Origin of the sequence: Saccharopolyspora shandongensis (assembly GCF_900106995.1) — a bacterium.
Taxonomy (GTDB): Bacteria; Actinomycetota; Actinomycetes; order Mycobacteriales; family Pseudonocardiaceae; genus Saccharopolyspora; species Saccharopolyspora shandongensis.
In genome coordinates, this window is sequence record NZ_FNOK01000007.1 from 1 (window position 1) to 21,779 (window position 21,779).

At 70.3% G+C, this 21,779-nt stretch carries 21 protein-coding genes; 5 read left to right on the forward strand and 16 right to left on the reverse strand.

The genetic code is table 11. From position 1 onward, the window contains the following. Positions 1-166 precede the first annotated feature (166 nt). Positions 167-379, reverse strand: a complete 213-nt coding sequence (locus BLW84_RS09365; RefSeq protein ID WP_093263777.1) for an HC3 family zinc finger protein — start codon at positions 377-379, stop codon at positions 167-169. Between the two features lie 102 nt (positions 380-481). On the opposite strand from BLW84_RS09365, the gene BLW84_RS09370 reads away from it, so the two are divergent. The 3 genes from BLW84_RS09370 to BLW84_RS09380 all read left to right on the forward strand — a co-directional run bounded on the left by BLW84_RS09370 (position 482) and on the right by BLW84_RS09380 (position 2,518). Next, positions 482-1,327 carry a helix-turn-helix domain-containing protein gene (locus BLW84_RS09370; RefSeq protein WP_093263779.1) on the forward strand — a complete coding sequence of 282 codons (846 nt, stop codon included), beginning with the start codon at positions 482-484 and terminating at the stop codon, positions 1,325-1,327. A 17-nt stretch (positions 1,328-1,344) separates the two neighbouring features. Then, a complete protein-coding gene (locus BLW84_RS09375) occupies positions 1,345-1,515 on the forward strand; it encodes a DUF397 domain-containing protein (RefSeq protein WP_093264293.1) in 171 nt (56 codons plus the stop codon). Positions 1,516-1,699: 184 nt separating this feature from the next. Then, entirely contained in the window at positions 1,700-2,518 is an 819-nt protein-coding gene (locus BLW84_RS09380; RefSeq protein ID WP_093264295.1) for a S1 family serine peptidase, read from the forward strand. A 3-nt stretch (positions 2,519-2,521) separates the two neighbouring features. On the opposite strand, the gene BLW84_RS09385 is transcribed toward BLW84_RS09380, so the two are convergent. The 4 genes from BLW84_RS09385 to BLW84_RS09400 all read right to left on the reverse strand — a co-directional run bounded on the left by BLW84_RS09385 (position 2,522) and on the right by BLW84_RS09400 (position 8,840). Next, the gene (locus BLW84_RS09385; protein ID WP_093263782.1) at positions 2,522-3,226 is read right to left on the reverse strand and encodes a hypothetical protein; all 705 of its coding nucleotides are present in this window, start codon (positions 3,224-3,226) and stop codon (positions 2,522-2,524) included. 148 nt (positions 3,227-3,374) lie between these two features. Further along, positions 3,375-5,363: a PhoX family protein gene (locus BLW84_RS09390; protein WP_093263785.1), complete on the reverse strand. Its 1,989-nt coding sequence runs from the start codon at positions 5,361-5,363 to the stop codon at positions 3,375-3,377. A 340-nt stretch (positions 5,364-5,703) separates the two neighbouring features. Further along, positions 5,704-6,927 (reverse strand): MFS transporter, encoded by a 1,224-nt coding sequence (locus BLW84_RS09395; RefSeq protein ID WP_093263787.1) that lies wholly within the window; start codon positions 6,925-6,927, stop codon positions 5,704-5,706. Between the two features lie 113 nt (positions 6,928-7,040). Beyond that, the gene (locus BLW84_RS09400; protein WP_093263790.1) at positions 7,041-8,840 is read right to left on the reverse strand and encodes a hypothetical protein; all 1,800 of its coding nucleotides are present in this window, start codon (positions 8,838-8,840) and stop codon (positions 7,041-7,043) included. Positions 8,841-9,315: 475 nt separating this feature from the next. Here BLW84_RS09400 and BLW84_RS09405 point away from each other — a divergent pair, with 475 nt between their 5' ends. Next, entirely contained in the window at positions 9,316-9,723 is a 408-nt protein-coding gene (locus tag BLW84_RS09405) for a hypothetical protein (protein ID WP_093263792.1), read from the forward strand. Positions 9,724-9,904: 181 nt separating this feature from the next. Here the strand turns inward: BLW84_RS09405 and BLW84_RS09410 are convergent, their stop codons facing one another. The 9 genes from BLW84_RS09410 to BLW84_RS09450 all read right to left on the reverse strand — a co-directional run bounded on the left by BLW84_RS09410 (position 9,905) and on the right by BLW84_RS09450 (position 18,476). Further along, entirely contained in the window at positions 9,905-12,205 is a 2,301-nt protein-coding gene (locus BLW84_RS09410) for a LuxR C-terminal-related transcriptional regulator (protein WP_177226375.1), read from the reverse strand. 71 nt (positions 12,206-12,276) lie between these two features. After that, a complete protein-coding gene (locus BLW84_RS09415; protein ID WP_093263795.1) occupies positions 12,277-13,140 on the reverse strand; it encodes a DUF3592 domain-containing protein in 864 nt (287 codons plus the stop codon). Positions 13,141-13,175: 35 nt separating this feature from the next. Beyond that, positions 13,176-14,531 carry an MBL fold metallo-hydrolase gene (locus BLW84_RS09420; RefSeq protein ID WP_093263797.1) on the reverse strand — a complete coding sequence of 452 codons (1,356 nt, stop codon included), beginning with the start codon at positions 14,529-14,531 and terminating at the stop codon, positions 13,176-13,178. Between the two features lie 15 nt (positions 14,532-14,546). After that, positions 14,547-14,894 (reverse strand): cupin domain-containing protein, encoded by a 348-nt coding sequence (locus tag BLW84_RS09425; RefSeq protein WP_093263800.1) that lies wholly within the window; start codon positions 14,892-14,894, stop codon positions 14,547-14,549. Positions 14,895-14,963: 69 nt separating this feature from the next. Continuing rightward, positions 14,964-15,338, reverse strand: a complete 375-nt coding sequence (crcB, locus tag BLW84_RS09430) for a fluoride efflux transporter CrcB (RefSeq protein ID WP_093263802.1) — start codon at positions 15,336-15,338, stop codon at positions 14,964-14,966. Next, positions 15,335-15,676, reverse strand: a complete 342-nt coding sequence (locus BLW84_RS09435) for a DUF190 domain-containing protein (RefSeq protein WP_177226376.1) — start codon at positions 15,674-15,676, stop codon at positions 15,335-15,337. Before BLW84_RS09435 ends, crcB begins: the two co-directional genes overlap by 4 nt. Then, positions 15,676-16,119 carry a fluoride efflux transporter FluC gene (locus BLW84_RS09440; RefSeq protein WP_093263807.1) on the reverse strand — a complete coding sequence of 148 codons (444 nt, stop codon included), beginning with the start codon at positions 16,117-16,119 and terminating at the stop codon, positions 15,676-15,678. Before BLW84_RS09440 ends, BLW84_RS09435 begins: the two co-directional genes overlap by 1 nt. 94 nt (positions 16,120-16,213) lie before the next feature. Beyond that, the gene (locus BLW84_RS09445; RefSeq protein WP_093263810.1) at positions 16,214-16,969 is read right to left on the reverse strand and encodes a MerR family transcriptional regulator; all 756 of its coding nucleotides are present in this window, start codon (positions 16,967-16,969) and stop codon (positions 16,214-16,216) included. A gap of 121 nt (positions 16,970-17,090) precedes the next feature. Then, positions 17,091-18,476, reverse strand: coding sequence for an MFS transporter (locus tag BLW84_RS09450; protein ID WP_143060901.1), 1,386 nt, complete (start codon positions 18,474-18,476; stop codon positions 17,091-17,093). 158 nt (positions 18,477-18,634) lie between these two features. Between BLW84_RS09450 and BLW84_RS09455 the strand changes: the two genes are divergently transcribed. Further along, positions 18,635-19,570 carry a nucleoside hydrolase gene (locus BLW84_RS09455; RefSeq protein WP_093263815.1) on the forward strand — a complete coding sequence of 312 codons (936 nt, stop codon included), beginning with the start codon at positions 18,635-18,637 and terminating at the stop codon, positions 19,568-19,570. A 172-nt stretch (positions 19,571-19,742) separates the two neighbouring features. Here BLW84_RS09455 and BLW84_RS09460 read toward each other — a convergent pair whose 3' ends face one another. Beyond that, positions 19,743-20,543 carry an ABC transporter permease gene (locus BLW84_RS09460; protein ID WP_093263818.1) on the reverse strand — a complete coding sequence of 267 codons (801 nt, stop codon included), beginning with the start codon at positions 20,541-20,543 and terminating at the stop codon, positions 19,743-19,745. A 136-nt stretch (positions 20,544-20,679) separates the two neighbouring features. Further along, on the reverse strand, positions 20,680-21,636 hold the full coding sequence (locus BLW84_RS09465) for an ATP-binding cassette domain-containing protein (RefSeq protein WP_177226377.1): 957 nt from the start codon (positions 21,634-21,636) through the stop codon (positions 20,680-20,682). Between the last annotated feature and the right edge of the window lie 143 nt (positions 21,637-21,779).

The following is a 21,779-nucleotide window of genomic DNA, read 5'->3' on the forward strand; positions in this document are numbered from 1 at the left end:
GTTGAACAGGACGAACGTGCTGAGCTGAATCCAGAACATGACGAGGGGTTTCCTTCCGTGATGCGGAGGTTGGGTTTCGGGTTGTCCGATTTTGCCTAAAATTGGGGACCTCTCCGCGGCACGGAACTTTCCAATTTTAGGCAAAATCGGGAGCCCTCCTGACCGGTCAGGGGCGGGCGGCGAGGACGTGCCAGCAGCGCATGCAGGTGTCCTCGCGGATCCAGTCCACTTCGGAGCGGTCGTGCAGCTCTCCCGCGTCCGCCCTCGCTCCGCAGAACGCCACCACCGGCACACCCGCAGGGGTTTTCGTTGCTGTGATCGGGAAAGCGTGGCGGCCTCTCGTGACCGGGCGCCAGGCGTAGGTCAAGTAGTCGGTCATGGCTTCTCCTTTCCGGATCAATGATCGTGTTACCGGTACCAGATTTGCTAATCCACGATTGACGGATCAAGATCGGGCGATGTTCCGGGCTATCGTTGGTTCATGGCCGGAACCAACGAATACACGCCGAAAGCGCGGATTCTGGGCGCTGAACTGCGTGAGTGTCGCAAGCAAACCGGCCTGACAGTGCGTGACCTTGCCAACCGGGTTGGTACCAGCCACGTGACCATCTCCCGTTACGAGACCGGCACTCGCACACCACAGCCAGAGGACGTTGCCCGGATCTTGGGAACACTCGGAGTAACCGGTACCAGATACGACGAGATCGTCGAGTTCGCACGAACCGCCGGAAACAAGAACACCTTCGCGCGCAGCTCCTCCAGTACTCACAAGCACTTGGTGGAGCTGGCGGAGTTCGAACGCACAGCCTCCAACATCGTCGATGTAGCGCCGAACTTGCTGCCAGGGCTACTTCAGACGGCCGACTACGCAAGACAAATCATGCACGGTTTGCCCGCTGAAGAGCGGGAGATCAGAGTCGGCCTGCGCATGTCCCGTCGAGACGTGCTGTTCGCCAAGGCCGCACCGAAGTTGGCGGTCCTCGTCTCGGAACACGCCCTTCGGCAGCCGTTGGGCGGCGCCGAAACCATGTCGGAGCAGCTTCGGCACGTACTCCGGATGGCTGCGATCGACAACGTGATCGTGCGGGTGATCCCGGATGGGCTCACCCGCTACACGCCTGCGCAGGATGGCGCGTTCGTCCTCTACGAGTTCGCGAAAGCACCGCCCATCGTTCATCTGGAGCACTTCCGTGCTCCTGCGTTCTTGTTCGACGCAAAGGACGTCGCCGCTTACCGGGATGCCGTCGCCGAGCTGCGGAACCTTGCCTTGTCCAGCAGTGATTCAAGTGATCTGATCGCAACGATCGCCGAAGAAATGGAAGGTTAGACATGCCGTTAGGGCAGATGATCTGGCGGAAGTCCAGCTACAGCGGCCAATCGGGTAGCTGCGTTGAGGTGGCGTTGGTCCCTGAGGTGGTCGCCGTTCGGGATACCAAGGATCGGGATGGTGCCGTGTTGATGTTTCCCCGGCGGCAGTGGGCGGCGTTCCTCTCGGGGTTGCGGGACCGCCGCTGACCCGGTCGTTCGTGGAAGGCTTTCACGAATTGTTGGGCATGGGGCGGTTGGTCCCCGTGGGGCGTGGGCGCTTCTGATCGGCATCGACGCAGGTCGCGGTGTGTGGTATCAGGTAGCGGTCAGGGCTCGTTGATGCCGGTTCACGGCGCTCGGGCCTTCGCGGCACCGGGAGGAGGCCGTGATCGTGAGGACTCGTTCCGCTCCCTTGGTTTCGTTGGTCGCCGTTGCCGTCCTGGCGGCCGGCGGGTTCGCTTCGGCGGAGCCGCGCTGGGCCGCCTCGTCCACCGCGGCCGTGCATCCCGGCGTGCAGACCGTGACCAAATCCGCTCAGTGCACCTCGAACTTCGTCTTCGAGAGCGGGTCGAAGGTGTACCTCGGGCAGGCCGCGCACTGCGCCAGGACCGGCGGCGTCGAGCAGACCAACGGCTGCACTTCGCCGTCGCTGCCCATCGGCACCCAGGTCCAGGTCACCGGCGCGAGCAAGCCGGGCGTGCTGGTCTACAGCTCGTGGCTGACGATGCAGGCGATCAAGGAGAAGGACGCCAACGCCTGCGCCTACAACGATTTCGCGTTGGTCCAGCTCGACCCGGCCGATGTCGGGAAGGTCAACCCGAGCTTGCCGGTGTGGGGCGGCCCCAGCGGCCTGAACACCGGCGGACTGCAGCAGGGCGACGTCGTGGTGACCTACGGCAACTCGAAGCTGCGGGCCGGTGCCAGCGATCTGAACGCGAAGGCGGGCACCTCGCTCGGCGATTCCGGCGGCGGCTGGAACCACACCATCTTCACGGTCACGCCGGGCATCCCCGGCGATTCCGGGAGCGGAGTCCTGGATTCGTCGGGGCGCGCGGTGGCCGTGCTGTCCACTTTGAACATTTCCACGCAGAACTTCGGGAGCAACGGCGCCGGCGATCTCGCGCGCGAACTGGACTACCTGCACGCGCACTCGTCGCTGCGGAACATCTCGTTGGTCACCGGAACCCAGGAATTCCGCACCGTCTGGTGACTTTCAGACGGCCCGCCACCAGGGCTCGGCTTCGGTGCTCGGGAACATGCCGTCGCCGAGGACCACCCGGAACGGGTTCGGGCCGATCACCGCCCAGGCGTGCCGCGCCCGCTCCGCCGGGAACTCCGGGCTGGTGACCAGCGCGAAGAGGTCGTCGAAGGCGTCCGAGAACAGTTCGCTGAGGTGCTCGCCGAGCCGGTCGTAGACGCCGTTGCGCAGATGTGCGGCGAGCGCGTCGAGGTCGATCTCGTCGAGCATCCGGGCCGTGGCCGGGTCGTCGGCGAGGAGGTGCTCGGCCGCTGCCAGGCAGAGTTCGCGCAGCTCACCGGAAACCTCGACGACGGACGGCATCGTGCTGAACGCCGCCATCAGGTCGCCCGGGTCCTGGTGCGGGAGGCCCTTCGCCTTGCCGTGGCAGTACGGCACGAACTCCGGGAACTCCATGGCGTGCGCCGCCTGCGCCACGCGCAGCCAGAACTCGGTCGGCAGCTCGTCGGCCCGGCCCGCCTCGTCGGCCCAGTGCCCGACGAAGTGCAGCGCGTTCATCCAGAGGTGGTTGTACCCGTCGTCGATGCACTCCGCGATCTCGACGGCTTGCCCGCTGTCGTCGAGCAGCGGCTCCGGTACGAGCTCCGTCGCCGCGGTCAGGTGCTCCACCAGGTTCCCGTCCGGGAACACCAGGTCAGCGGTCAGCCAAGTCGGGTACATCCGTCGCCTCTCTCCCACTGCCGACCGCCCCGCGGGCCGGCATGCCGAGGTTGAGACGCGCCGCCACGAGCCACAGTTCCGCCGGTTCTGCCGGAGCGGCACCGACCGCGCCGCGCCGCCGGTCGGGGGCGCGGCGCGGTCGGGACGATCAGCGCCAGACGGCCACCACGGAGGGGCGGGGTTGGCTGGTCCCGCCGTCCGGCCAGTGGGAGACCGGGTTGTCGGCGCTGGCCCCGTCGACCTCTCCCGGGTGCTGGGCCGAGACCATGATCAGCTCGTCCTCGACGATCGGGCCGCAGGCCTCCGCGCCGCGCGGGACGCTGAGGAACTGCATCACGTGGCCTCGCTCCGGGCCTTCCAGCGGCACCGCGTAGAGGCCGTCGTTGGCGCCCAGGACCGCCGACGAGTCGGTGGTGATCCAGAGGTTGCCGTGGCTGTCAAAGGCCACGTTGTCCGGGCAGGCGATCGGGCTGACCTGGGACTTGTCGAAGCCCGCGAAGTACGTCGCCGGGTCGTTGGGATCGCCGCAGACCAGCAGCAGGCGCCAGGCGAAGCGGGTGCTCGCCGGGTCGTCGTCAAGCTCCAGGACCTGGCCGTGCTTGTTGCCGTTGCGCGGGTTCGGCTCGTCGGCCGGTGCCTTGCCGGTCGTCCCGCGGTCCGAGTTGTTCGTCAGCGCCGCGTAGACGCGGCCGGTCTTCGGGTGCGGCTGCACGTCCTCCGGGCGGTCCATCTTCGTGGCGCCCACCTCGTCGGCCGCGAGGCGCGTGAAGACGTAGACCTCCTCGGCGGTCATGCCGGGCACGAAGCTGGTGTCGTTGTGCGCCAGCGGAATCCACTCGCCGGCGCCGTCGAACTCGCCGTCCGCGGGGAGCTTGCCGGAGCCGTCGATCTCGTCCGGGCTGTCGCCGGTGAACTTCGCGACGTAGAGCGTGCCCGAGTCCAGCAGCGACATGTTGTGCCGCCGGGCGTGCTTGCTGCGGCCCGGCTTCATCCGCCGGTCGGAGACGAAGCGGTAGACGTACTCGAACTTCTCGTCGTCGCCCATGTACGCCACGACCCGGCCGTCGTCGGCGACCCGGATGTTGGCGCCCTCGTGCTTGAAGCGGCCGAGGGCGGTGTGCTTGACCGGCGTCGATTCCGGATCGTGCGGGTCGAGTTCGATGATCCAGCCGAACCGGTTCGGCTCGTTGACCTGCTCGGCCAGGTCCCAGCGGGAGTCGAAGCGCTCCCACTTCCGCTCGCTGGCGGCGCCCTTGATCCCGTAGCGCGCCAGGCGCTCCTTGGTCGCCGGGTCGGTGATCGAGTCGGCGTTGGCGAAGTAGAAGTGGATGTTCTCCTCGCCCGAGAGGATCGTGCCCCACGGGGTCACGCCGCCGGAGCAGTTGTTCATCGTGCCGAACGATCGCGTGCCGGTCGGATCCGCCGGAGTTCTCAGCAGCTCGCCGCCCGCCGCCGGGCCGCGCAGCTCGAACGGGGTGTTGAGGGTGATCCGCCGGTTCAGCGGGTCGAGCACCGGTTTCGGCGCGCCGTCGCCGGTTTCGAGCACCACGACCGACAACCCGTGCGCGGCCCAGGCGACCCGGACCTGCTGCTCGGTGGGGTTTTCCGGGTCGTAGCCGCGGAACAGGAACTCCTCGGTGGTGTACTCGTGGTTGTTCACCATCAGCCGCCGGTCGCCGTCCAGCGGCAGCAGCGCGCAGAAGTCGTTGTTGTAGCCGAACTGCCGCTCCTGGGCTTCCGGCGTCTGGGCGTCGAAGTCGAACTCCGGGGCACCGGGCAGGATCGGGTCGCCCCACCGGATCACGACCTGCTGCTGGTAGCCCTCCGGCACGACGACGGCGTCTTCGCTGTTCGGCCGCACCGGGGTGAAGTCCAGCCCCGGCGGCCGGCCGGGTGCGGCGACGGCGGGCCGTCCGGCGAGGCCGGGCAGCACCGCGGCGGAGGCCGCGACCACCGCGCCGGCGCGCAGCAAACCCCGGCGGGACAGCACGTTCTGCAGCAGGTCGCCGAAGTACGGGTTCTCCGTCGGGTTCGGCGGGTGCTCCGCGCACTGGTCGCCGCAGCGGTACCGGCAGGTCACCCGCGCCCGCCCGGCCGACAACAGCGGTAGGAGTCGACGTTCGCCCGGCTGTGCCACCGCAACCTCCTTGATCGAGAAATGGCTAGGAGCGTATGACACCACCAAAAGAAGGCAAGCACTCTTCGAAAACTCGGCGAATTCTCGAAGAGTGCTTGCAAGCCCTCTTGTTTCCAGGCTCGTTTTGCGTGGCGGTGCGGGTGGCGGAACCTCAGAGGCCCTCTCGCTGTGGGATCCCCGACATCATGAATGCCAATTCACCACGTCGGGGCTGTCCTCGCGAGAAGACCTCTGAGAACCCGCAGCGGTGCGAGCTGCGAGGGTGGGCTAAGCGGCTTCGCCGCTCCAAGGACAACAACCCGCGTTACCCATCACGTGCCACCACATTTAGATCAGCGGGTCAGAACTCCTCGCCGACCAGCACGGCTTCGGCGGGGACCGAGCGCGTGTTGGCCTGGGTGCGCAGCTCCGCGAACAGCAGGCCCGCGGCGATCACGCACAGGATCGCGCCGGCCGCGAACGGGGCGTGCTGCGAACCGAACCACTGGGCCACGTGCCCGACCAGCGTGGCCGCAGCCGCCCCGCCGAGCCAGCGCAGGAAGTTGTAGCCCGCGCTCGCGACCGGGCGCGGCGCGTTGCTGATGCTCATCGCGGTTCCGGTGAACAGGGTGTTGAGCAGGCCGGAGGCCAAGCCGCTGAGGATCACCGCGACGACCACCACGGGCTTGGAACCGAACGTCATGACGCCGAGCAGTACCGCGAAGATCAGCACCGCGAAGATGGTGCCGCCGACCTCGCCGAGCCGCGCCGCGAGCCGCGGGGCCAGGAACACGCCGGCGAGGGCGACGCACAGGCCCCAGCCGAAGAACACCAGGCCGACCGCGATCGCGCCGAACTCCAGGACGAACGGCGACCAGGCCAGCACGATGAAGAACGCTGCGGTGTAGAAGGCGGCGCCGAGCGAGGTGCGGAGCAGACCGCCGTGGCGGAGCGCCCGGATCGGGTCGAGCAGCCGGACCTTGGCCCGGTCGGTGCGGTTGCCGTCCTTGGGCAGGAAGCCCGCCGAGAGGATCAGCGCGATCGCCATCAGCACCGCGGTGCCGGCGAACGGCCCGCGCCAGGAGATGTTGCCCAGCAGGGCGCCCAGCAGCGGGCCGGTGGACAGGCCGATGCCCAGCGCCGCCTCGTAGAGCATGATGGCGGCGCCCTGACCGCCGCTGGCGGCACCGACGATCACCGACAGCGCGGTGGCGATGAAGAACGCGTTGCCGAGGCCCCACACCGCGCGCAGCGCGACGAGCTCGCCGATCGAGCTCGCCATCGCGCACGCCAGCGTCGCGACCACGATCAGCACCAGCCCGGTGACCACGGTCCGCTTCGCGCCGAAGCGCGCGCTGAACGCGCCGGTGATCAGCATCGCCAGCACCTGCACGCCCAGGTAGGACGAGAACAGCAGGGTGACCTGCTCGGGTCCTGCGTTCAGCGCCTCTGCGATCGAGAGCAGGATCGGGTCGACCAGGCCGATGCCCATGAAGGCGATCACGGCCGCGAAGGCGGTGATCCACACCGCCTTCGGTTGTCCCTTGAAAACGTCGAGTAATCGAACGTCGTGCCCGGCGCTCATCGGTCGCCACCCCTCGCTGGACGGAAGAAATTCGTTTGCGATGCTAACAAGTTTTGGTTAGCGGGACAAACGACGATGAGCGAGTTCACTGCCTACCGGCCGGAACCGCGAGCTCAGGAGCTCAGGGCGGCCTGTGCCGCCGCCGCGATCACCTCCTCCTCGTGGTGCTCGGCGAGGACCGCGAGGATCTCGCCGGCGCTGTTGTGCTCCGTCGCGGCGATCTCCGCGATCAGCTCGACCTGCGCAGGCCCCGGCTGCCTGCTGAACTCCGCGAGGAACAGGTCGACGTCCTCGTCCAGCGCCGCCGCCATGCCGTCCAGCGAGAACAGCAGCTCATCGCCGGGACGGACCACGTTCTCGGTGCTCGCGGGGCGGGACTGCAGCCACATCCGCGCCGCCGGGCCGGCCAGCGGATCCTCGGCCAGCTCGCGCACCGCCGACACGCCCTCGGCGCCGGTGTGCTCCAGCAGGCCTAGAGCCGCCAGGCGGATCGCCGGGTCGTCCACGCGCCGGAGCAGCGCCGCCAGCTCCGCGCTGGCCCGCTTCGCGCCGCGCTGCTCGATCCACCGCGGGATCAGCACCTGCTGCACGTCGGCCGGGGTGCCGGCGACGACCAGCGCCAGCAGCTCCGCCGGATAGGGCACCAGATCATCCACGGTGGGCACCTGGAAGCCGAAGGCTCGCAACGATTCCCGCGCCGCCCACAGGCCGGGTGGCAGCAGTTCGATCATGGTGCGATCGGCGATGACCCCTGCGGGAACGGCGGATTCCAGCGCCTCGATCTCCTCCGGCGCGGTGGTGACGTGGCAGCGGACCGCCAGCATCGCCTCCCACTGGGCGAGCATCCGGCGGACGATGCCGCGCACCGCCTCCCGGTCGCGTGGTTCTCCCACGTCCAGGAGATCGCAGGCCATCGACACCACCAGCTCCAGCGGCACCGCGTCGGTCCGCGAGTACAGCACGCTCAGCGCGGCCTGGACGATCTCCGGCAGCGCGTCGTCGTCCTCGGCGATCCCGTCCAGCTCGGCGTGGAACACGTCGTCGACCAGCACGAAGCACTGCCAGAGCCGGGTCCACAGCAGTTCCGGTTCGGCCAGCAGGGGTTCCGCGATCAGCGCGGGCACCAGCAGCTCTCCGGCCGCCCGGATCAGGCCCGCCCGCTCGGCCCACTCCAGCAGCAGGTCGGCCTCCTCAACGTCGGATGCCTCGCCGAGAGCGGCGACCAGGTCGTCCACATCGGACTGATCGCGGCCGGTGCCGACCCATTCCAGGACGGCGCGCATCTTCCGGACGACCGGCGAATTCGCCGCGATGGCCCGGTGCGGCTCGACGTGGACGAGATCGACCGGCGGAAACCAGAGCGCGTGCTGGTCCGGCGGCTCCTGCGCGTCCCGGCGCTCGATCTCCTCCAGGATCTCGCCGTCGAAGTCGATCTCGCCAACCTCCACCGCGTCGAAGAACTCCGCCGCAGACCCCGGATCCTCCGGATCGAAGCCGAGCTCGTGCATCGTCGTGTCCCAGAACTTCGCCGCTGCCCACTCGGTCGGCTCCGCCATCGCCGCGAGGTAGTCCGGCGCGGCCCGCTCCACCGCCCCGTGCAGCTCGGCGAGCGAGCCGGGCGAGGTCAGCAGGCGTGCCTCGGCCAGGAAATCCAGCCACTGGTGCAGGAAATCCGGCACCAGCGACCACTTCGGCACGAGCAACCGGCGGGGCACCACTTCGACCAGGAATCGCACCAGGTCTTCTTCGGTCCAGCGGGCCAGCAGCCCGTCCCTGGTGAACTTGTCGTCCAGCAGGCACCCGGCCAGCCAGCCTGCGTCGGACTCCGGCCGGCTGCGGGTGAACGCCGCGACCAGCTCGTCGCGCGCCGCCTCGAACCGGTCGACCTCGCCGTGGATGAAGGCAGTTCGCATCACGTGCTCCTCTCGCTCAGGTGTGCGGATCAGGTTAAGTAGCACGCCGCGCTGCGGCGGGGAGCCAAGCGAGTTGGGTGCGCGTGTCGTGATCCCCTGAACGGGCGGCATCTAGGTATGGCCCTCGGTACATGTCCCGCTTCGGCACCAGGGCCTTTGGGCCCATGCTTTCGACACGTCCTGAAACGGACGTACCGCTCGGGAAACCGGTGGTCGAACGGCGACGAACCGCCGGAGCGGCCGCGGCCCACCCGTTCGTTCCGGCCAGGGTCGACCCCGGATCCCAGCGGCGTTCCCGCACGAGGGAGGAGGTTGCATTGACCGGACAGCAGCTACTTGCCCCAGCTGCCTGTTGTTCGGCCCTCCCACCGGCGAGGCGGGTGCCACCCGTCCGATCAGGCGGCAACGGAGCCGCCGCACCCACCTCGCCGGTTCACCATCCCCCGATTCTCCGAAGGCCCTGCGAACAAACGAGATGAACAGCTCTTCCGAATACCGCTCCTACGGTTGGTGGGTCGAGCACGACCCGAACTCCGACCGCACCACGCTCATCATCGGCGGCCGCATCGGCGCGCTGCGCATGCCCGCCGAATTCGCCGCCCGCGTGCACCAAGTGCTCGCCATCCACCTCCAGGCCGGACCCGTGCTGGTCGACGGCGCCGACTGGGTGCTGCTCACCCAGCCCGATGGCCGCGTCCAACTGCCCGAGGACCTCGACGAGGTCGTCGGCGTGCAGGCCGGCGCGCGCCTGGCCCTGCCGCCGCTGGACGACCCGAGCTGGATCAGCCCGCCGCGCGCGGACCGCCCGGCGCCGAGCCGTCAGGTCGTCGTCTCGGCGGCCCGCCGCGCCCGCGCCGACGCGCAGCTCGCCATGACGGCCTGAGCCCGGACCGCGATGAGCGGCTGAGCGTGGAGTGAACGACGTAATCGCCTCGGTAGGAGAGGTGAACGGCCTGTTCGCCTCATTCGCCCGGCTTCGCTGGATGCCCGATGGGATGGAGTGAACGGACCGTTCGTCTCGATAGGCGCGGTGAACAGGCCGTTCACTTCAACCGCCCCTCGCGTCACGGCTGTTCGGCCACCCAGACCGCGATCTGCGCGCGCGAGGTGGCGCCCAGCTTGGCGAGGATGTGCTCGATGTGGCTGTCCGAGGTCCGCTTCGAGATCACCAGCTGCTCGGCGATCTGCCGGTTCGACAGGCCCTGCGCGACCAGCCGCGCCACCTCGCGCTCCCGCGGCGTCAGCCGCACCAGCGCCTCCTCGGAAGGCGCGGGCGGGCGCTCGCCGAGCGCGAACCTGATCAGTTCGTCCAGCGTGTACTCCGCGCCGCGGGTGCGCGCAGCGCGGAGTTCCGCCGTCGGCAGGGCGTTTCGGATGCGCGCGTCGGCTTCCGCATGCCAGGCGAGGTAGCGCTCCAGGCCGAACAGGTAGCGGCCCAGCGGACGCCACAGGTGCGCAACCGCCGAGCTCAGCCGGGCCGCCCGAGCCACCCGGCCCTGCACCGCGGACACCCACGCCTCCAGCTCGATCGCCATCAGGATCCCGGGCACGTCGTCGAACAGCTGCTTCATCCGCAGGCATTCGTGCACGTGCTCCAGCGCGCCAGGGAAGTCACCCTGCCGCCAGCGGGCCAGCCCGAGCACCAGCTCGGCCCACGAGCGGCCCCACAGCTCGCCGTGCTCTTCGCAGATCTCCCGGCATTCCTCGCACAGCTCGACGGCTCGCTCGCAGTCGCCGCGGAACACCGCCAACAGCGCCAGGTTCGGCAGGCTGAGTAGCGCGACCCCGTCGTGCTGCAGCATCTCCCGCCGCTCCAGCGCTTCGGCCAGCCGGGATGTCGCCGCCTGGTTCTCGTTGCGCAGCAGGTCGACGAACCCGGTGATGTGCGCGATCAGCGCCAGCACCGAGCCGTACTCCGCCCGCCGCGCCGCGTCCCGTGCTTCGGAGAGCAGCGCGCGGGCGGCTTCGATGTCTCCCTGCATGGCGCTGACCAGCCCGTTCACCGTTAGTGCCCGGGCCCGCTGCTGGTCCGGTTCGGATACCGCCCGGAGCATCTCGTCCAGCCAGTACCGGCCTTCCCGCAGCGAACCGTCGGCCGCCCAGAAGAACCGCAGGGCCGCCGCCATCCGCAGGCCCTCGTGCTCCTCGCCGGGCTCGGCGCGGCAGAAGTCCAGGGCGGCGCGCAGGTTCGACCGGTCCTGCCGCAGCCGGGTCAGCCACTCCACCTGGTGCGGGCCGAGCCATTCCGCGTCGACGTGCTCGGCGAGCAGCAGGAAGTGGTCGCGGTGCCGTCGCCGCAGCGCGAGCTCCTTCACGCCGCCGCCGAGCCGCCCGCGCCCGTACTCCTGGATCGTCTTCAGCAGCCGGTACCGGGTCCGGGCGCCGGGCTGGTCGTCATCCTTGACCAGCACGGACTTCTCCACCAGGCCCGCGACGCCGATGAACACGTCCTCGACGGTCACGCCGTCGCCGACGCAGACCGCCTCCGCCGCGTCCAGCTCGAAACCGCCGGCGAACACCGACAGCCGCGCCCACACGGCCTGCTCGGTCGGCGAGCACAGGTCGAAGCTCCACTCGACCGCCGCGCGCAGCGTGCGGTGGTGCGGCAGGCCGCTGCGATCGCCCAAGGTCAGCAGGCGGTACCGGTCGCTGAGCCGGTTGAGGATCTCCTCCACCGACAGCGATCGCATCCACACCGCGGCCAGCTCGATGGCCAGCGGCAGGCCGTCGAGCTGCCGGCACAGCCGGACCACCAGCGCCTCGTTCGCCGGGTCGATGGCGAACCCCGGCAGCACCGCCGAGGCCCGGTCGGCGAACAGCTCCAGCACCTCGAAACCGGTGGCGCGCTGCACCACGTGGCCGTCCCGGTCCAACCGCGGCATGACCATCGGCAGCACCGGCCACACCCGCTCCGCGGCGAGCGCCAGCGGCGCGCGGGAGGTGGCGAGGACGCGCACCTCGGGGGCGGCGGCGAGCAGGTCCCCGACCAGCGGCCCGCACTCGTCCAGCAGGTGCTCGCAGCCGTCGAGCAGGATCAGCATCCGCTTGTCGGCGAGCTGCTCTGCGAGCACCGCCTCCGGCGGCAGGTCCGAGAGTTCGAGCCCGAGGCTGGTGACCAGCACCTGGGCGAGATCGTCGCGGGGCAGGACCTTGCCCAGTTCCACCAGCCAGATGCCGTCCGGGAAGGCGCGGCGCAGATCGCGCGCGACGCGCATCGCCAGCCGTGACTTGCCGACCCCGGCCACCCCGGTCAGGGTCACCAGCCGCGAGGCCGAGACCAGTCGCTTCACCTGTGTGATCGCCCCGCGGCGGCCGACGAAGCTCGTCAGATCGTCGGGAAGTCTGCCCACCCGCCGGGTTGTCATGGCGGCCACCCGTGCTCGCCGAACGCCCTTTCGCCACCGAGTGTAGGCCCAGGATCCCCCGAACGGCGGCATCAAGCGTGCAGCACCGCCCAGGTGATGACGCCGCCGACAACGCTGAACAGGCCGCCGAACAGCAGGAACGCGAAGCTGGCCAGCTCCGGCCAGTCACCGGCCAGCAGGATCCGGTGCGGATCGCGCGGGTGACAGCGGACGGTGATCTCGGTGCCCACCGGGATGCGGCGGATCAGCCGGCCGCGTCCGCTGGGCGCCTCCAGCACCTCGCCGGTCGGGGCGGTCCAGCGGACCATGGCGTGGTGCCGCGTCATGCCCTGCGGGCCGGTGCTGGTGGTTTCGCCGATCACGACGCCGCGGGAGCGCGGGCCGGTCTTGATGCGCAGCGTGGCGAGGATCCCGGCGACGCCGATGGCCAGCACGCTGCCGCCGACGCACAGGAACACCGCCCCGAACAGGACGCCGTTGTCCATCAGGTCGTCGGCGGTCATGCCTCGCCAGAAGGCCCAGAGCGCCCCCAGTCCGATGGTCAGCACGACCGCGCCGATCAGCGTGAAGATCACCGCAGGCCCGCCGTCGTGGCCGGGGAGGAAGATCTTCGCCGGGTCGGCGCGGTCGTAGTGCACCAGCACGCACCGACCGGGGATGAACGACGTGTGGGTCTTCGAGATCTCGGACTTCGCCCGGTGGGTCCGGCCGTCCTCGGCGACGAACTCGATCACCGGCGCGTGGTGGTAGCTGCCGCCCGAGCCGTCGTTCGACGACGACCACCTGCTGTCCTGGGCGACCACGATCCCGTGCGCCCGGCCGCCGTGGCGGACCAGCCACCGGTTCCGCCGGATCTGCCGCGCGCCGCCCACCAGGAAGATCGCGCCGAGCACCACCGGCACCAGCACGGGCAGCACGCCGAAGTCGAAGTCCACGACCGATCAGACTCGCGCCGGGCGCCGGCGGTTCCTCAGCGGTCGGACACCAGCGGCAGCCCGGCCCGGTGCGCGGCGGCGAACTCCTCGTCGACCAGCACCACCTCGCGGCCCGCGCGCGCCAGCAGCGATGCCGCCGCGGCGGCCCGGTACCCGGCGCTGCAATGCGCCCACACGACCCCGTCCGCGAGCTCGTGCATCCGGTCGCGCAGCTCGAAAAGCGGGATGTGCACGGCGTTCTTGAGGTGGCAGGCCCGCCATTCGCGGCGCATCCGCACGTCCAGCACGACCGTTCCCGGGCCGGCTTCGGCGAGGTCGTCGAACGTCGCGGACGGCAGGTTGCGCACCAGGCTCGCGTCCGCGGCGAGCTCGTGCGGATGCCCGACCGCCGCCATCGGCCGGTCGATGCCGATGCGCGCCAGCTCGCGTTGCGCGGCGGCGACCTGTTCCCGCGAATCGCCGACCAGCGTCAGCGGCGCGCCCCGGTCGGGCAGCCAGCCGAGCCAGGTGGCCAGCGGCCCGTCCAGGCCGAGGTTGATCGTGCCCGCCAGGTGCGCGTGCGAGAACGCCCGGCGGGACCGCAGGTCCACCACCCAGTCGCCGACGCGCAGCCGCCGGGCCAGCTCCGCCGGCCGCACCCGGGCCGGTTCCCGCAGGTCGACCGGCTCCGGGCCGGCCGCGTTCCGCGCGCCCATCTGCGCGAAGTACGCCGGGAACGCGTCCAGCGCGGACAGGGCGTGGTCGACGAAATCGTCCTCGCCGAGCCGGAACGCGGCGTTGACCTTCTTCTGCTGGCCGACGGTCGCGGAGCCGCCGGACACGGCGCCGGCCGAGCAGTAGCCGCCGAAGCCGTGCGTCGGCCAGATCGCCGCATCGTCCGGCAGCACCTCGGCGAGCTTGCGCACCGACGCGTGCTGCTGCCGGGCGAGTTCCTCGCTGTGCTGCTGTCCGAGCAGATCGGTGCGCCCGGTCGAGCCGAACAGCAGCGAGCCGCCGGTGAACACCCCGACCACGCCGCCGGGCTCTTCGAGCACGTAAGACAGGTGGTGGAAGGTGTGGCCGGGAGTCGCCAGCACGCGCAGCCGCAGCCTCGGCGACACCGCCACCACGTCGCCTTCGGCCAGCGGACGCCGCGCGAACGACACCACGTCCGACGCCGACACCCCGTACTCCGCGCCGGTCAGCCGGCACAGCTCCAAGCCGCCGGAGAGGTAGTCATCGTGGACGTGCGTCTCCAGCACGTGGGTGATGCGGACCCCTCGGCGACCGGCGACGGAGAGCATCCGGTCGACGTCCCGCTGCGGATCCACCACGGCCGCCACCGCGCCTTCGGTGACGAGGTAGCTGCGGTCGCCCAGCGATGAGGTCTCGATGACTTCCACCGCGACCATGACACCACCCGCTGGTCAGCCGGACTTCTCGTCGCGCCCGTGGACCTGGGCCGGCGGGTGCGTGGCCTCGACCGCGGTGAACGTTTCGATGATGTTGTAGCGGTGCTCGGCGCCCCTCGGGATGATCCACGAGTCGCCCGGCTCGAGCAGCACCGTCTGGCCCTCGCTGTGCAGCTCCGCGCGGCCGCTGATCACGTATCCGGCGGTCTCGTAGTCGCGCGTCGCCGACTCCTTGTCGACGCCCGGCGGCTCTTCGCGCCACAGCCGCATCGCCAGGCCGAGGCCTTCGGCGAGGTAGTACTGACCGAGGGAACCGCGCGGCGAGTGCGCGCCGTCCACCTTGATGATCGTGGTGTCGCTCATGGGATCCCCCTCCCGTGCCCGTTTCGCCTCGATTCTCCCGCCGCGGGGGCGGTCGGGCAGCGCGGCGGGTCAGCCCCAGATCGCGGCGGCCAGCACCACGCCGAGCACGCCCGAGCCGATCCCGGCGAGCACCGTGACGACCACGTTGAGCGCCGCGAACAGCCGCGCGCCGTCGAGCAGCAGCCGGACGCTTTCGTAGCTGAACGTGCTGAAGGTGGTCAGCGCGCCGCAGAAACCGACGCCGATGAACGTCTGGAGCACCGGGATCGGTACGCCGAAGAGCGCGACGCCGGCGAGGAAGCCGAGGATCAGCGAGCCGATCGCGTTGACCGTCACCGTGCCCCACGGGAAACCGGTGTCGTGCCGCGCCTGCACCCAGCGATCGGTGTGGAACCGCACGCACGCACCCAGCGCTCCACCGAGCGCGACCAGCACGAACGTCACTGCGGATCCTTGCCCGCGTAGCGGATGACCTCGACCTCGTCGAGCAGCACCAGGCCGTTGGTGACCAGTCCGTCGAGCTCCGGCAGGAAGCCCCGCACCCGCTGCTCGTCGTCGACGATCACCACCGCGACCGGCAGGTCCTCGCTCAGCGACAGCAGCCGCGCGGTGTGGATCGCCGCGGTCGCGCCGAAGCCCTCGACGCCGCGGAACACCGAGGCGCCGGCCAGCCCGGCGTGCCTGGCCCGCAGCACGATCTCGTGGTACAGCGGTTTGTGCTGGTAGGTGTCGGCTTCACCGACGATCGCGGTGAGCCGGAACGCCTCGCCCTGGAGCCGCATCACCGATCCCCCCGTCCGAACAGGCGCGCCACCGAGCGCGCCGCGAGCACCCCGACGAGCACCGCGAGCAGGCAGCACAGCACGGTCCCGGCCAGGTAGGCCAGGGCGAGCGCGGGCTGGTCCTCGAACACCAGGTGCACCGCGTCGGCGACGTAGGTCGAGAACGTGGTGAACCCGCCGAGCACGCCGACGCCGAGGAACGGCCGGACCAGCCGGTGCGCGACGACGAGCTCGGTGATCACGTGCATCAGCACCCCGATGGCCACGCAGCCGATCACGTTGACCAGAAACGTCGACCACGGCCCCGGCCACGCCAGGGACGCGCCGTAGCGCAGCAGCGAGCCCAGCGTGCCGCCGACCGCGACGACCGCGTACACGTCCCACGCGGCCCTGGCCCTGGGCTTGCTCTGCGGCTGCAGCTCAGCCGGGAATGCCGAACTCATCACGCTCCTCACCTGTTCCGGTGCGAAACGCTACTCCGCGCCCTGGTGGCCGTCGTCGTGGCCGGGTGATCGCCGTTGGCCGGGACCGGGCGGCCTACGCGCCGGCTCGGGTGGCGTTGGCGTTGATCGCCGTCCGGACGTACTCGGCGAGGCCGGGCGCGAGATTCTCGTAGTTCGCCGCGAACCGCTCGTCCGCCACGTACATCTCGCCGAGACCGCGGTGGATCTCGTAGGTGCAGTCGTAGCACCAGCGCGTGATGTGCCCGCGGTGCTCCTCGGCGAGGTCCATCGCCTCCGCGCCGTCCGGTGCGTGCCCGGCCCGCATCGCCTCGGCGAGCCGGCGGCCGATGTCCTCCTGCTCGGCCAGGAACCGCTTCCAGTCCGCCTTGGTGAAGCCGGACATCTTCTGCTGGGACTGCCGGTAGGCGTCGGTGCCGCCCCAGCGCTGCTCGGCCTCCGCGGCGTAGTCGTCCGGGTCGAAGTCGCCGAACAGCTCGAACTTCTCCTCCTGCGTCAGGTCGATCCCCATCTCGTTCGCCTCCATCTCGCGTTCCACCGCCGCGACCATCCGCTGCAACCGCTCGATGCGGGTCAGCAGCAACTCGTGCTGCCGCTTCAGGTGCGCATGCGCGCCACCGTCGGCGAGGATGCTCGCGATGTCGTCGAGGCCGAGGCCGAGCTCCCGGTAGAACAGGATGCGGCGCAGCCGGTCCAGGTCCGGGTCGGAGTAGCTGCGGTAGCCCGCCGCCGTCCGGCCGCTCGGGGTCAGCAGGCCGATCTCGTCGTAGTGGTGCAGCGTCCGCACCGTCACCCCGGCGATGCGGGCCGCCTCGCCGACCGAGTAGCTCATGGTCCTCGCCTCCTCGGCACCGAGCATGCGGCCTCACGTGACGTGAGGGTCAACCCGAATTGTGCGGGGAGGATGTGGCGTTTTCGCGCGAAAACGGCGCCTGCTCCAGTGGCGAACGCCGCTAGACGTTCTCGCCTTCGGTCGTCGACGGTGGCTTGATCAGGAACGACGCGACCAGCGCCAGCGCCGTCACGGCCACCGAGATCCACAGCGCCGAGTGGTAGTCGCCGCCGTCCACGGTCGGCGCGACGATGCCGATGCCCAGCGAGGCGCCGATGCCGAACGCCGCGCCGTTCATGCCGGGCAGCGCCCCGGGGCTCTCCTTCGGCGAGAGCACCACGCCGAGCCCGCTGAGCGTCGTCATGACCAGGCCGTTGTAGCCGATGCCGAGCCCGATGAACGCGGCGAAGACCAGCCACCGCGAGTCGGCGAAGGCCGCGGCGAAGACCAGCGAGGCGATGCTCAGCGCCAGCCCCACCCGCAGCACCAGCCGCCAGCCGACGCGCGGCGCGAGCCAGCCGGCCACCGGCCCGGACGCCAGCCCGATCACCGCGGGCGGCGCCAGGAACATCAGGGCCGACAGCGTCGCGTTCATGCCGTAGCCGAGCTCGTCCTGGCTGAGCAGCACGACGGTGAAGTTGATCGCGCAGAACACGCCGGTGAGGGCGAGCAGCGTGGTCGCCACCAGCGGCCACACCTGGCGGGACCGCAGGTGGCGGGCGGCCATCAGCGGCTCGCCGACGCGGTTCTCGATCCGCCAGAACACGGCCAGCAGCACGGCGCCGCCGATCAGCAGGCCGAGCGCGAGCGGGCTGAGCCAGCCCTGGTCGTTGCCCTGGCTGATGCCGAGGTTGAGGGCCGCGAGCGCGCCGGTCAGCGCAACCGCGCCGGCCCAGTCCATCCGGCCGCCGGTGCCTGCGTGGGTCTCGGGCACGAACCTGCCCGCCAGCAGCGCGGCGATCACGCCCAGGCCGAGGATCACCGCGAACACCGCGCGGAAGCCGACGGTGTCGGCCAGCGCGCCGCCGGCCAGCCCGTCGAGGCCGCCGACGCCGCCGTTGATCGCGGTGACCAGGCCGAGGGCCTGGCCGAACTGCTTCGGCGACAGGACGTCGCGCAGGATCAGGTAGGTGAGCTGGAACGTCGCGCCGGACGCGCCCTGCAGCACCCGGGCCGCGATCAGCACGCCGATGTTCGGCGCGAGCATCGCGATCAGCGAGCCGGCGGACATCACCAGCAGCGAGATCACCAGGACCTTGCGCCGCCCGACGTGGTCGCTCAGCCGCGACAGCACGACGCCCGCGAGGCCGCCGATCAGCAGGAACATGGTCTGCGACAGGCCGACCATGTCGGTGGTGGTGCCCAGGGTGCGGGCGATGTCCGGCATGGCCGGGGTGACCATGGTGGCGTTGAGCTGGAAGCTCACCACACCGATGATCAGCGCTGTGAGCACCAGCCCGGTGCGTTGCCGCGTTGCCGCGGGCCGATCCACGACGGACCCGACCATGATCACTCCCGTAGTGATGGAATCGATTTCCGTAGAAAGTAGGCATCGTCCGCCGGAACGTCAATGATTCGCCTAACTTTTTGTTGAATCAGCTGATAGAACTAGATCCAACTGTGCGGAGAACGTTTGCCGTGATTCGACCCGAGCGAGGTGGCGAATTGGCCAAGATCATCTTCGATGGCGACTACGGGATCGACGACGCGCTCGCGACGCTGTTCCTCCTGGGCCGGGACGACGTCGAGCTCGTCGCGGTCGGCACGGTGCACGGCAACGCGCCGGCCGACGCTGCCGCCGCCAACGCCCTGCAGGTGCTCGACGTCGCCGGTCGGCGGGACATTCCGGTCGCCGTCGGCGCGCAGCGCCCGCTGGCGCAACCGCTGGACATCTCCGCGCTCGTGCACGGCGAGGACGGCCTCGGCGGGCACGCCAGCCCCGTGCCCGAGCTGCGGCCCGAGCCGGTGTCGGCCGCCGAGCAGCTCGTCCGGATCGCGCGGGAGCTGCCCGGCGAGTGCACCGTCGTGGCCACCGGGCCGCTGACGAACCTGGCGCTGGCGCTGCTGCTCGAACCGCGGCTGCCGGAACTCGTGCGCAACGTGGTCGTCATGGGCGGCACGACGCGGGAACCCGGCAACATCGGCCCGTTCGCCGAGGCCAACATCTGGCACGACCCGGAGGCCGCCGCGTTGGTGCTCGGCGCGGGCTGGCCGCTGACGCTGGTCGGCCTGGACGTCACCATGCGCACCTGGCTCGACCAGTCCGACGTGGACCGGATCGCCGCGGCGCCCGGCCGCAAGGCCGAGTTCGCGCACGCGATCCTCCAGCACTACCTGCGGTTCTACCGGGGCAGGCACTCCCGGCCCGGCTGCCCGCTGCACGACCCGAGCGCCGCGGTGCTCGCGGTGCGGCCCGATCTCGCGCGCTGCGAGAAGGCCCCGGTCCGGGTGGAGCTCCGCGGCGAGCACACCCGAGGCATGCTCGTCGTCGACCGCCGCGAGTTCGCCGAACCGGACGGCCCGCTGATCGACGTGGCGGCGGAGATCGACCGGGACCGCCTGGTCGCGGAGTTCCTCGCCGGGCTGCTCGAACTTGTTTGAGAACTCGTTTTGCGTGGCGGTGCGGGTGGCGGAACCTCAGGTGCCTTCTCGCTGTGGGATCCCCGACATCATGAATGCCCAATTCACCACGTCGGGGCTGTCCTCGCGAGAAGGCCCCTGAGAACCCGCCGCTTCAAAGACAGCCTCTCCGGGGATTCGTGAGCGGGTCGGGTCAGCGGCTGGCGACGCGGCGGTAGCGGGCAACCGCGAGCGGCATGAAGATCGCCAGGATGACCAGCGCGGATCCGATCGAGTAGAGCACCGCGTGCTGCGCCGGCCAGCTGTCCGGCGGCGGGCCGGTGACCCGCAGCGGGTTGCCGTAGAGCTGGCGCAGCGCGTCGGCGGTGACGGTGATCGGGTTCCACTCCGCGAAGGCGCGCAGCGGCGCGGGCATCGCCTCCGCCGGGACGAACGCCGACGAGACGAAGGTGACCGGGAACAGCCAGAGCAGCCCGGCGCTCTGCGCCACCTCGACGCTGCGCGAGATCAGCCCGATGAACGCGCCGACCCAGGACATCGCGAACGAGAACAGCAGCAGGATGAAGAACGCGAGCAGCGCTTCGAGCAGGCTGCCGCGGATCCGCCAGCCCACCAGCAGCCCGCACGCCGACATGATCACCACGGTCAGCACGCTGATCACGAGATCCGACGTGGTGCGGCCGAGCAGCACCGCGATCCGCGACATCGGCAGCGACCGGAACCGGTCCACGATGCCCTTGTTCAGGTCGTTGGCCAGCCCGATCACGGTGAACGCGCTGTTGAACGCGACGGTCTGCACGAAGATCCCGCCGATCAGGAACTCCCGGTACGCCTCGCCGCCGAGGCTGCCGCCGAAGACGTAGGCGAACAGCAGCACGAACATGATCGGCTGCGCGGTGCTGGACAGCAGCCAGTCCGGGTTGCGCTTGATGTTCATCAGGTTCCGCCACGCGACGACGCTGCTGTCGCGGATGCTGGTGGCGAGCGCGCTCATGGCAGTTCCGCCTCTCCGCGTTTCACAGTTGTGGTTGCGTCCGGCTCAATCCCGCGTTTCGCAGTTCCTTGTGGCTGGTTTGCGTCACGTTCCCCTGAGGTGCGGTTGAGGAGGACTCGGGTTGACACAGGGCTACTCACGGCTGCTTCTCCTGCTCCTCGGTGCGCCGGCCGGTGAGGCCCAGGAACACGTCGTCCAGGGTCGGTCGGTGCAGCGCGACGTCGTGCACCGCGACGTCTTCGGCGTCCAGCCGGCGCAGCGCCTCGATCAGCGATTTCGGCCCGCTGTCCACGGCGACGAACGCCTTCTTCAGGTGTTCCTCGACCTCCGGCGCCCCGGCGCCGACCTCGCCGAGCACCCGCGCGACGACCGGCAGGTCGGCCGCGTCCTGCGCGACCAGTTCGAGGCGCTCGCCGCCGACCTGCGACTTGAGCTCGTCGGCGGTGCCGCTGGCGATCACCCGGCCGCGGTCGATCACCGCGATGCTGTCGGCCAGCTGGTCGGCCTCCTCCAGGTACTGCGTGGTCAGCAGCACCGTGGTGCCGTCGGCGACGAGTTCGCCGATGACCTGCCAGGTGTCCATCCGGCCGCGCGGGTCCAGGCCGGTGGTGGGCTCGTCGAGCACCACGACGGCCGGTGCGGCGACCAGCGCGCCGGCCAGGTCGAGCCGCCGCCGCATGCCGCCGGAGTAGCCCTTCGACGGCCGGTCGGCGGCCTCCTGTAGGCGGAACCGGTCGAGCAGCCGCCGGGCTCGCGCGGTCGCGTCGGCGCGGGTCATGCCGTACAGCCGGCCGACCATGTAGAGGTTCTCGTAGCCGGTGAGGTTCTCGTCGACCGCCGCGTACTGCCCGGACAGGCCGATCGAGCGGCGGACCGCCTGCGGGTCGGCGAGCACGTCGTGCCCGGCCACGAAGGCCCGCCCGGAGTCCGGCTTGAGCAGCGTGGTGAGGATCCGCACGGCGGTGGTCTTGCCCGCGCCGTTGGGTCCGAGCAGGCCGAGCACCTGACCGGTCGGGATCTCCAGGTCGACGCCGTCGAGCGCGCGGTTCGCGCCGAAGGTCTTCACCAGGGCTTCCGCGCGCACCGCCGTCATCGGGGCCTCCGCTGGAGTAGTCGCCGGAACGTGAGCGCAACTGTAGGTGTCTGCTCCGACACACCGCCGCCGTTTTCGATATCGAACCTTGGGGGAATAGGATCTTTCCGGCGGAACGCCCCGCGTCGCGGCCTGATTTCTAG

What these genes read in the sequence shown, in the direction of transcription:
- BLW84_RS09410 (WP_177226375.1), bottom strand. Translation starts at nt 12,205, where the DNA reads ATGACAACCCGGCGGGTGGGCAGACTTCCCGACGATCTGACGAGCTTC.
- BLW84_RS09465 (WP_177226377.1), bottom strand. Translation starts at nt 21,636, where the DNA reads ATGACGGCGGTGCGCGCGGAAGCCCTGGTGAAGACCTTCGGCGCGAAC.
- BLW84_RS09395 (WP_093263787.1), bottom strand. Translation starts at nt 6,927, where the DNA reads ATGAGCGCCGGGCACGACGTTCGATTACTCGACGTTTTCAAGGGACAA.
- BLW84_RS09365 (WP_093263777.1), bottom strand. Translation starts at nt 379, where the DNA reads ATGACCGACTACTTGACCTACGCCTGGCGCCCGGTCACGAGAGGCCGC.
- BLW84_RS09460 (WP_093263818.1), bottom strand. Translation starts at nt 20,543, where the DNA reads ATGAGCGCGCTCGCCACCAGCATCCGCGACAGCAGCGTCGTCGCGTGG.
- BLW84_RS09370 (WP_093263779.1), top strand. Translation starts at nt 482, where the DNA reads ATGGCCGGAACCAACGAATACACGCCGAAAGCGCGGATTCTGGGCGCT.
- BLW84_RS09445 (WP_093263810.1), bottom strand. Translation starts at nt 16,969, where the DNA reads ATGAGCTACTCGGTCGGCGAGGCGGCCCGCATCGCCGGGGTGACGGTG.
- BLW84_RS09425 (WP_093263800.1), bottom strand. Translation starts at nt 14,894, where the DNA reads ATGAGCGACACCACGATCATCAAGGTGGACGGCGCGCACTCGCCGCGC.
- BLW84_RS09375 (WP_093264293.1), top strand. Translation starts at nt 1,345, where the DNA reads ATGATCTGGCGGAAGTCCAGCTACAGCGGCCAATCGGGTAGCTGCGTT.
- BLW84_RS09400 (WP_093263790.1), bottom strand. Translation starts at nt 8,840, where the DNA reads ATGCGAACTGCCTTCATCCACGGCGAGGTCGACCGGTTCGAGGCGGCG.
- BLW84_RS09385 (WP_093263782.1), bottom strand. Translation starts at nt 3,226, where the DNA reads ATGTACCCGACTTGGCTGACCGCTGACCTGGTGTTCCCGGACGGGAAC.
- BLW84_RS09420 (WP_093263797.1), bottom strand. Translation starts at nt 14,531, where the DNA reads ATGGTCGCGGTGGAAGTCATCGAGACCTCATCGCTGGGCGACCGCAGC.
- BLW84_RS09440 (WP_093263807.1), bottom strand. Translation starts at nt 16,119, where the DNA reads ATGAGTTCGGCATTCCCGGCTGAGCTGCAGCCGCAGAGCAAGCCCAGG.
- BLW84_RS09450 (WP_143060901.1), bottom strand. Translation starts at nt 18,476, where the DNA reads ATGGTCGGGTCCGTCGTGGATCGGCCCGCGGCAACGCGGCAACGCACC.
- BLW84_RS09435 (WP_177226376.1), bottom strand. Translation starts at nt 15,676, where the DNA reads ATGCGGCTCCAGGGCGAGGCGTTCCGGCTCACCGCGATCGTCGGTGAA.
- BLW84_RS09405 (WP_093263792.1), top strand. Translation starts at nt 9,316, where the DNA reads ATGAACAGCTCTTCCGAATACCGCTCCTACGGTTGGTGGGTCGAGCAC.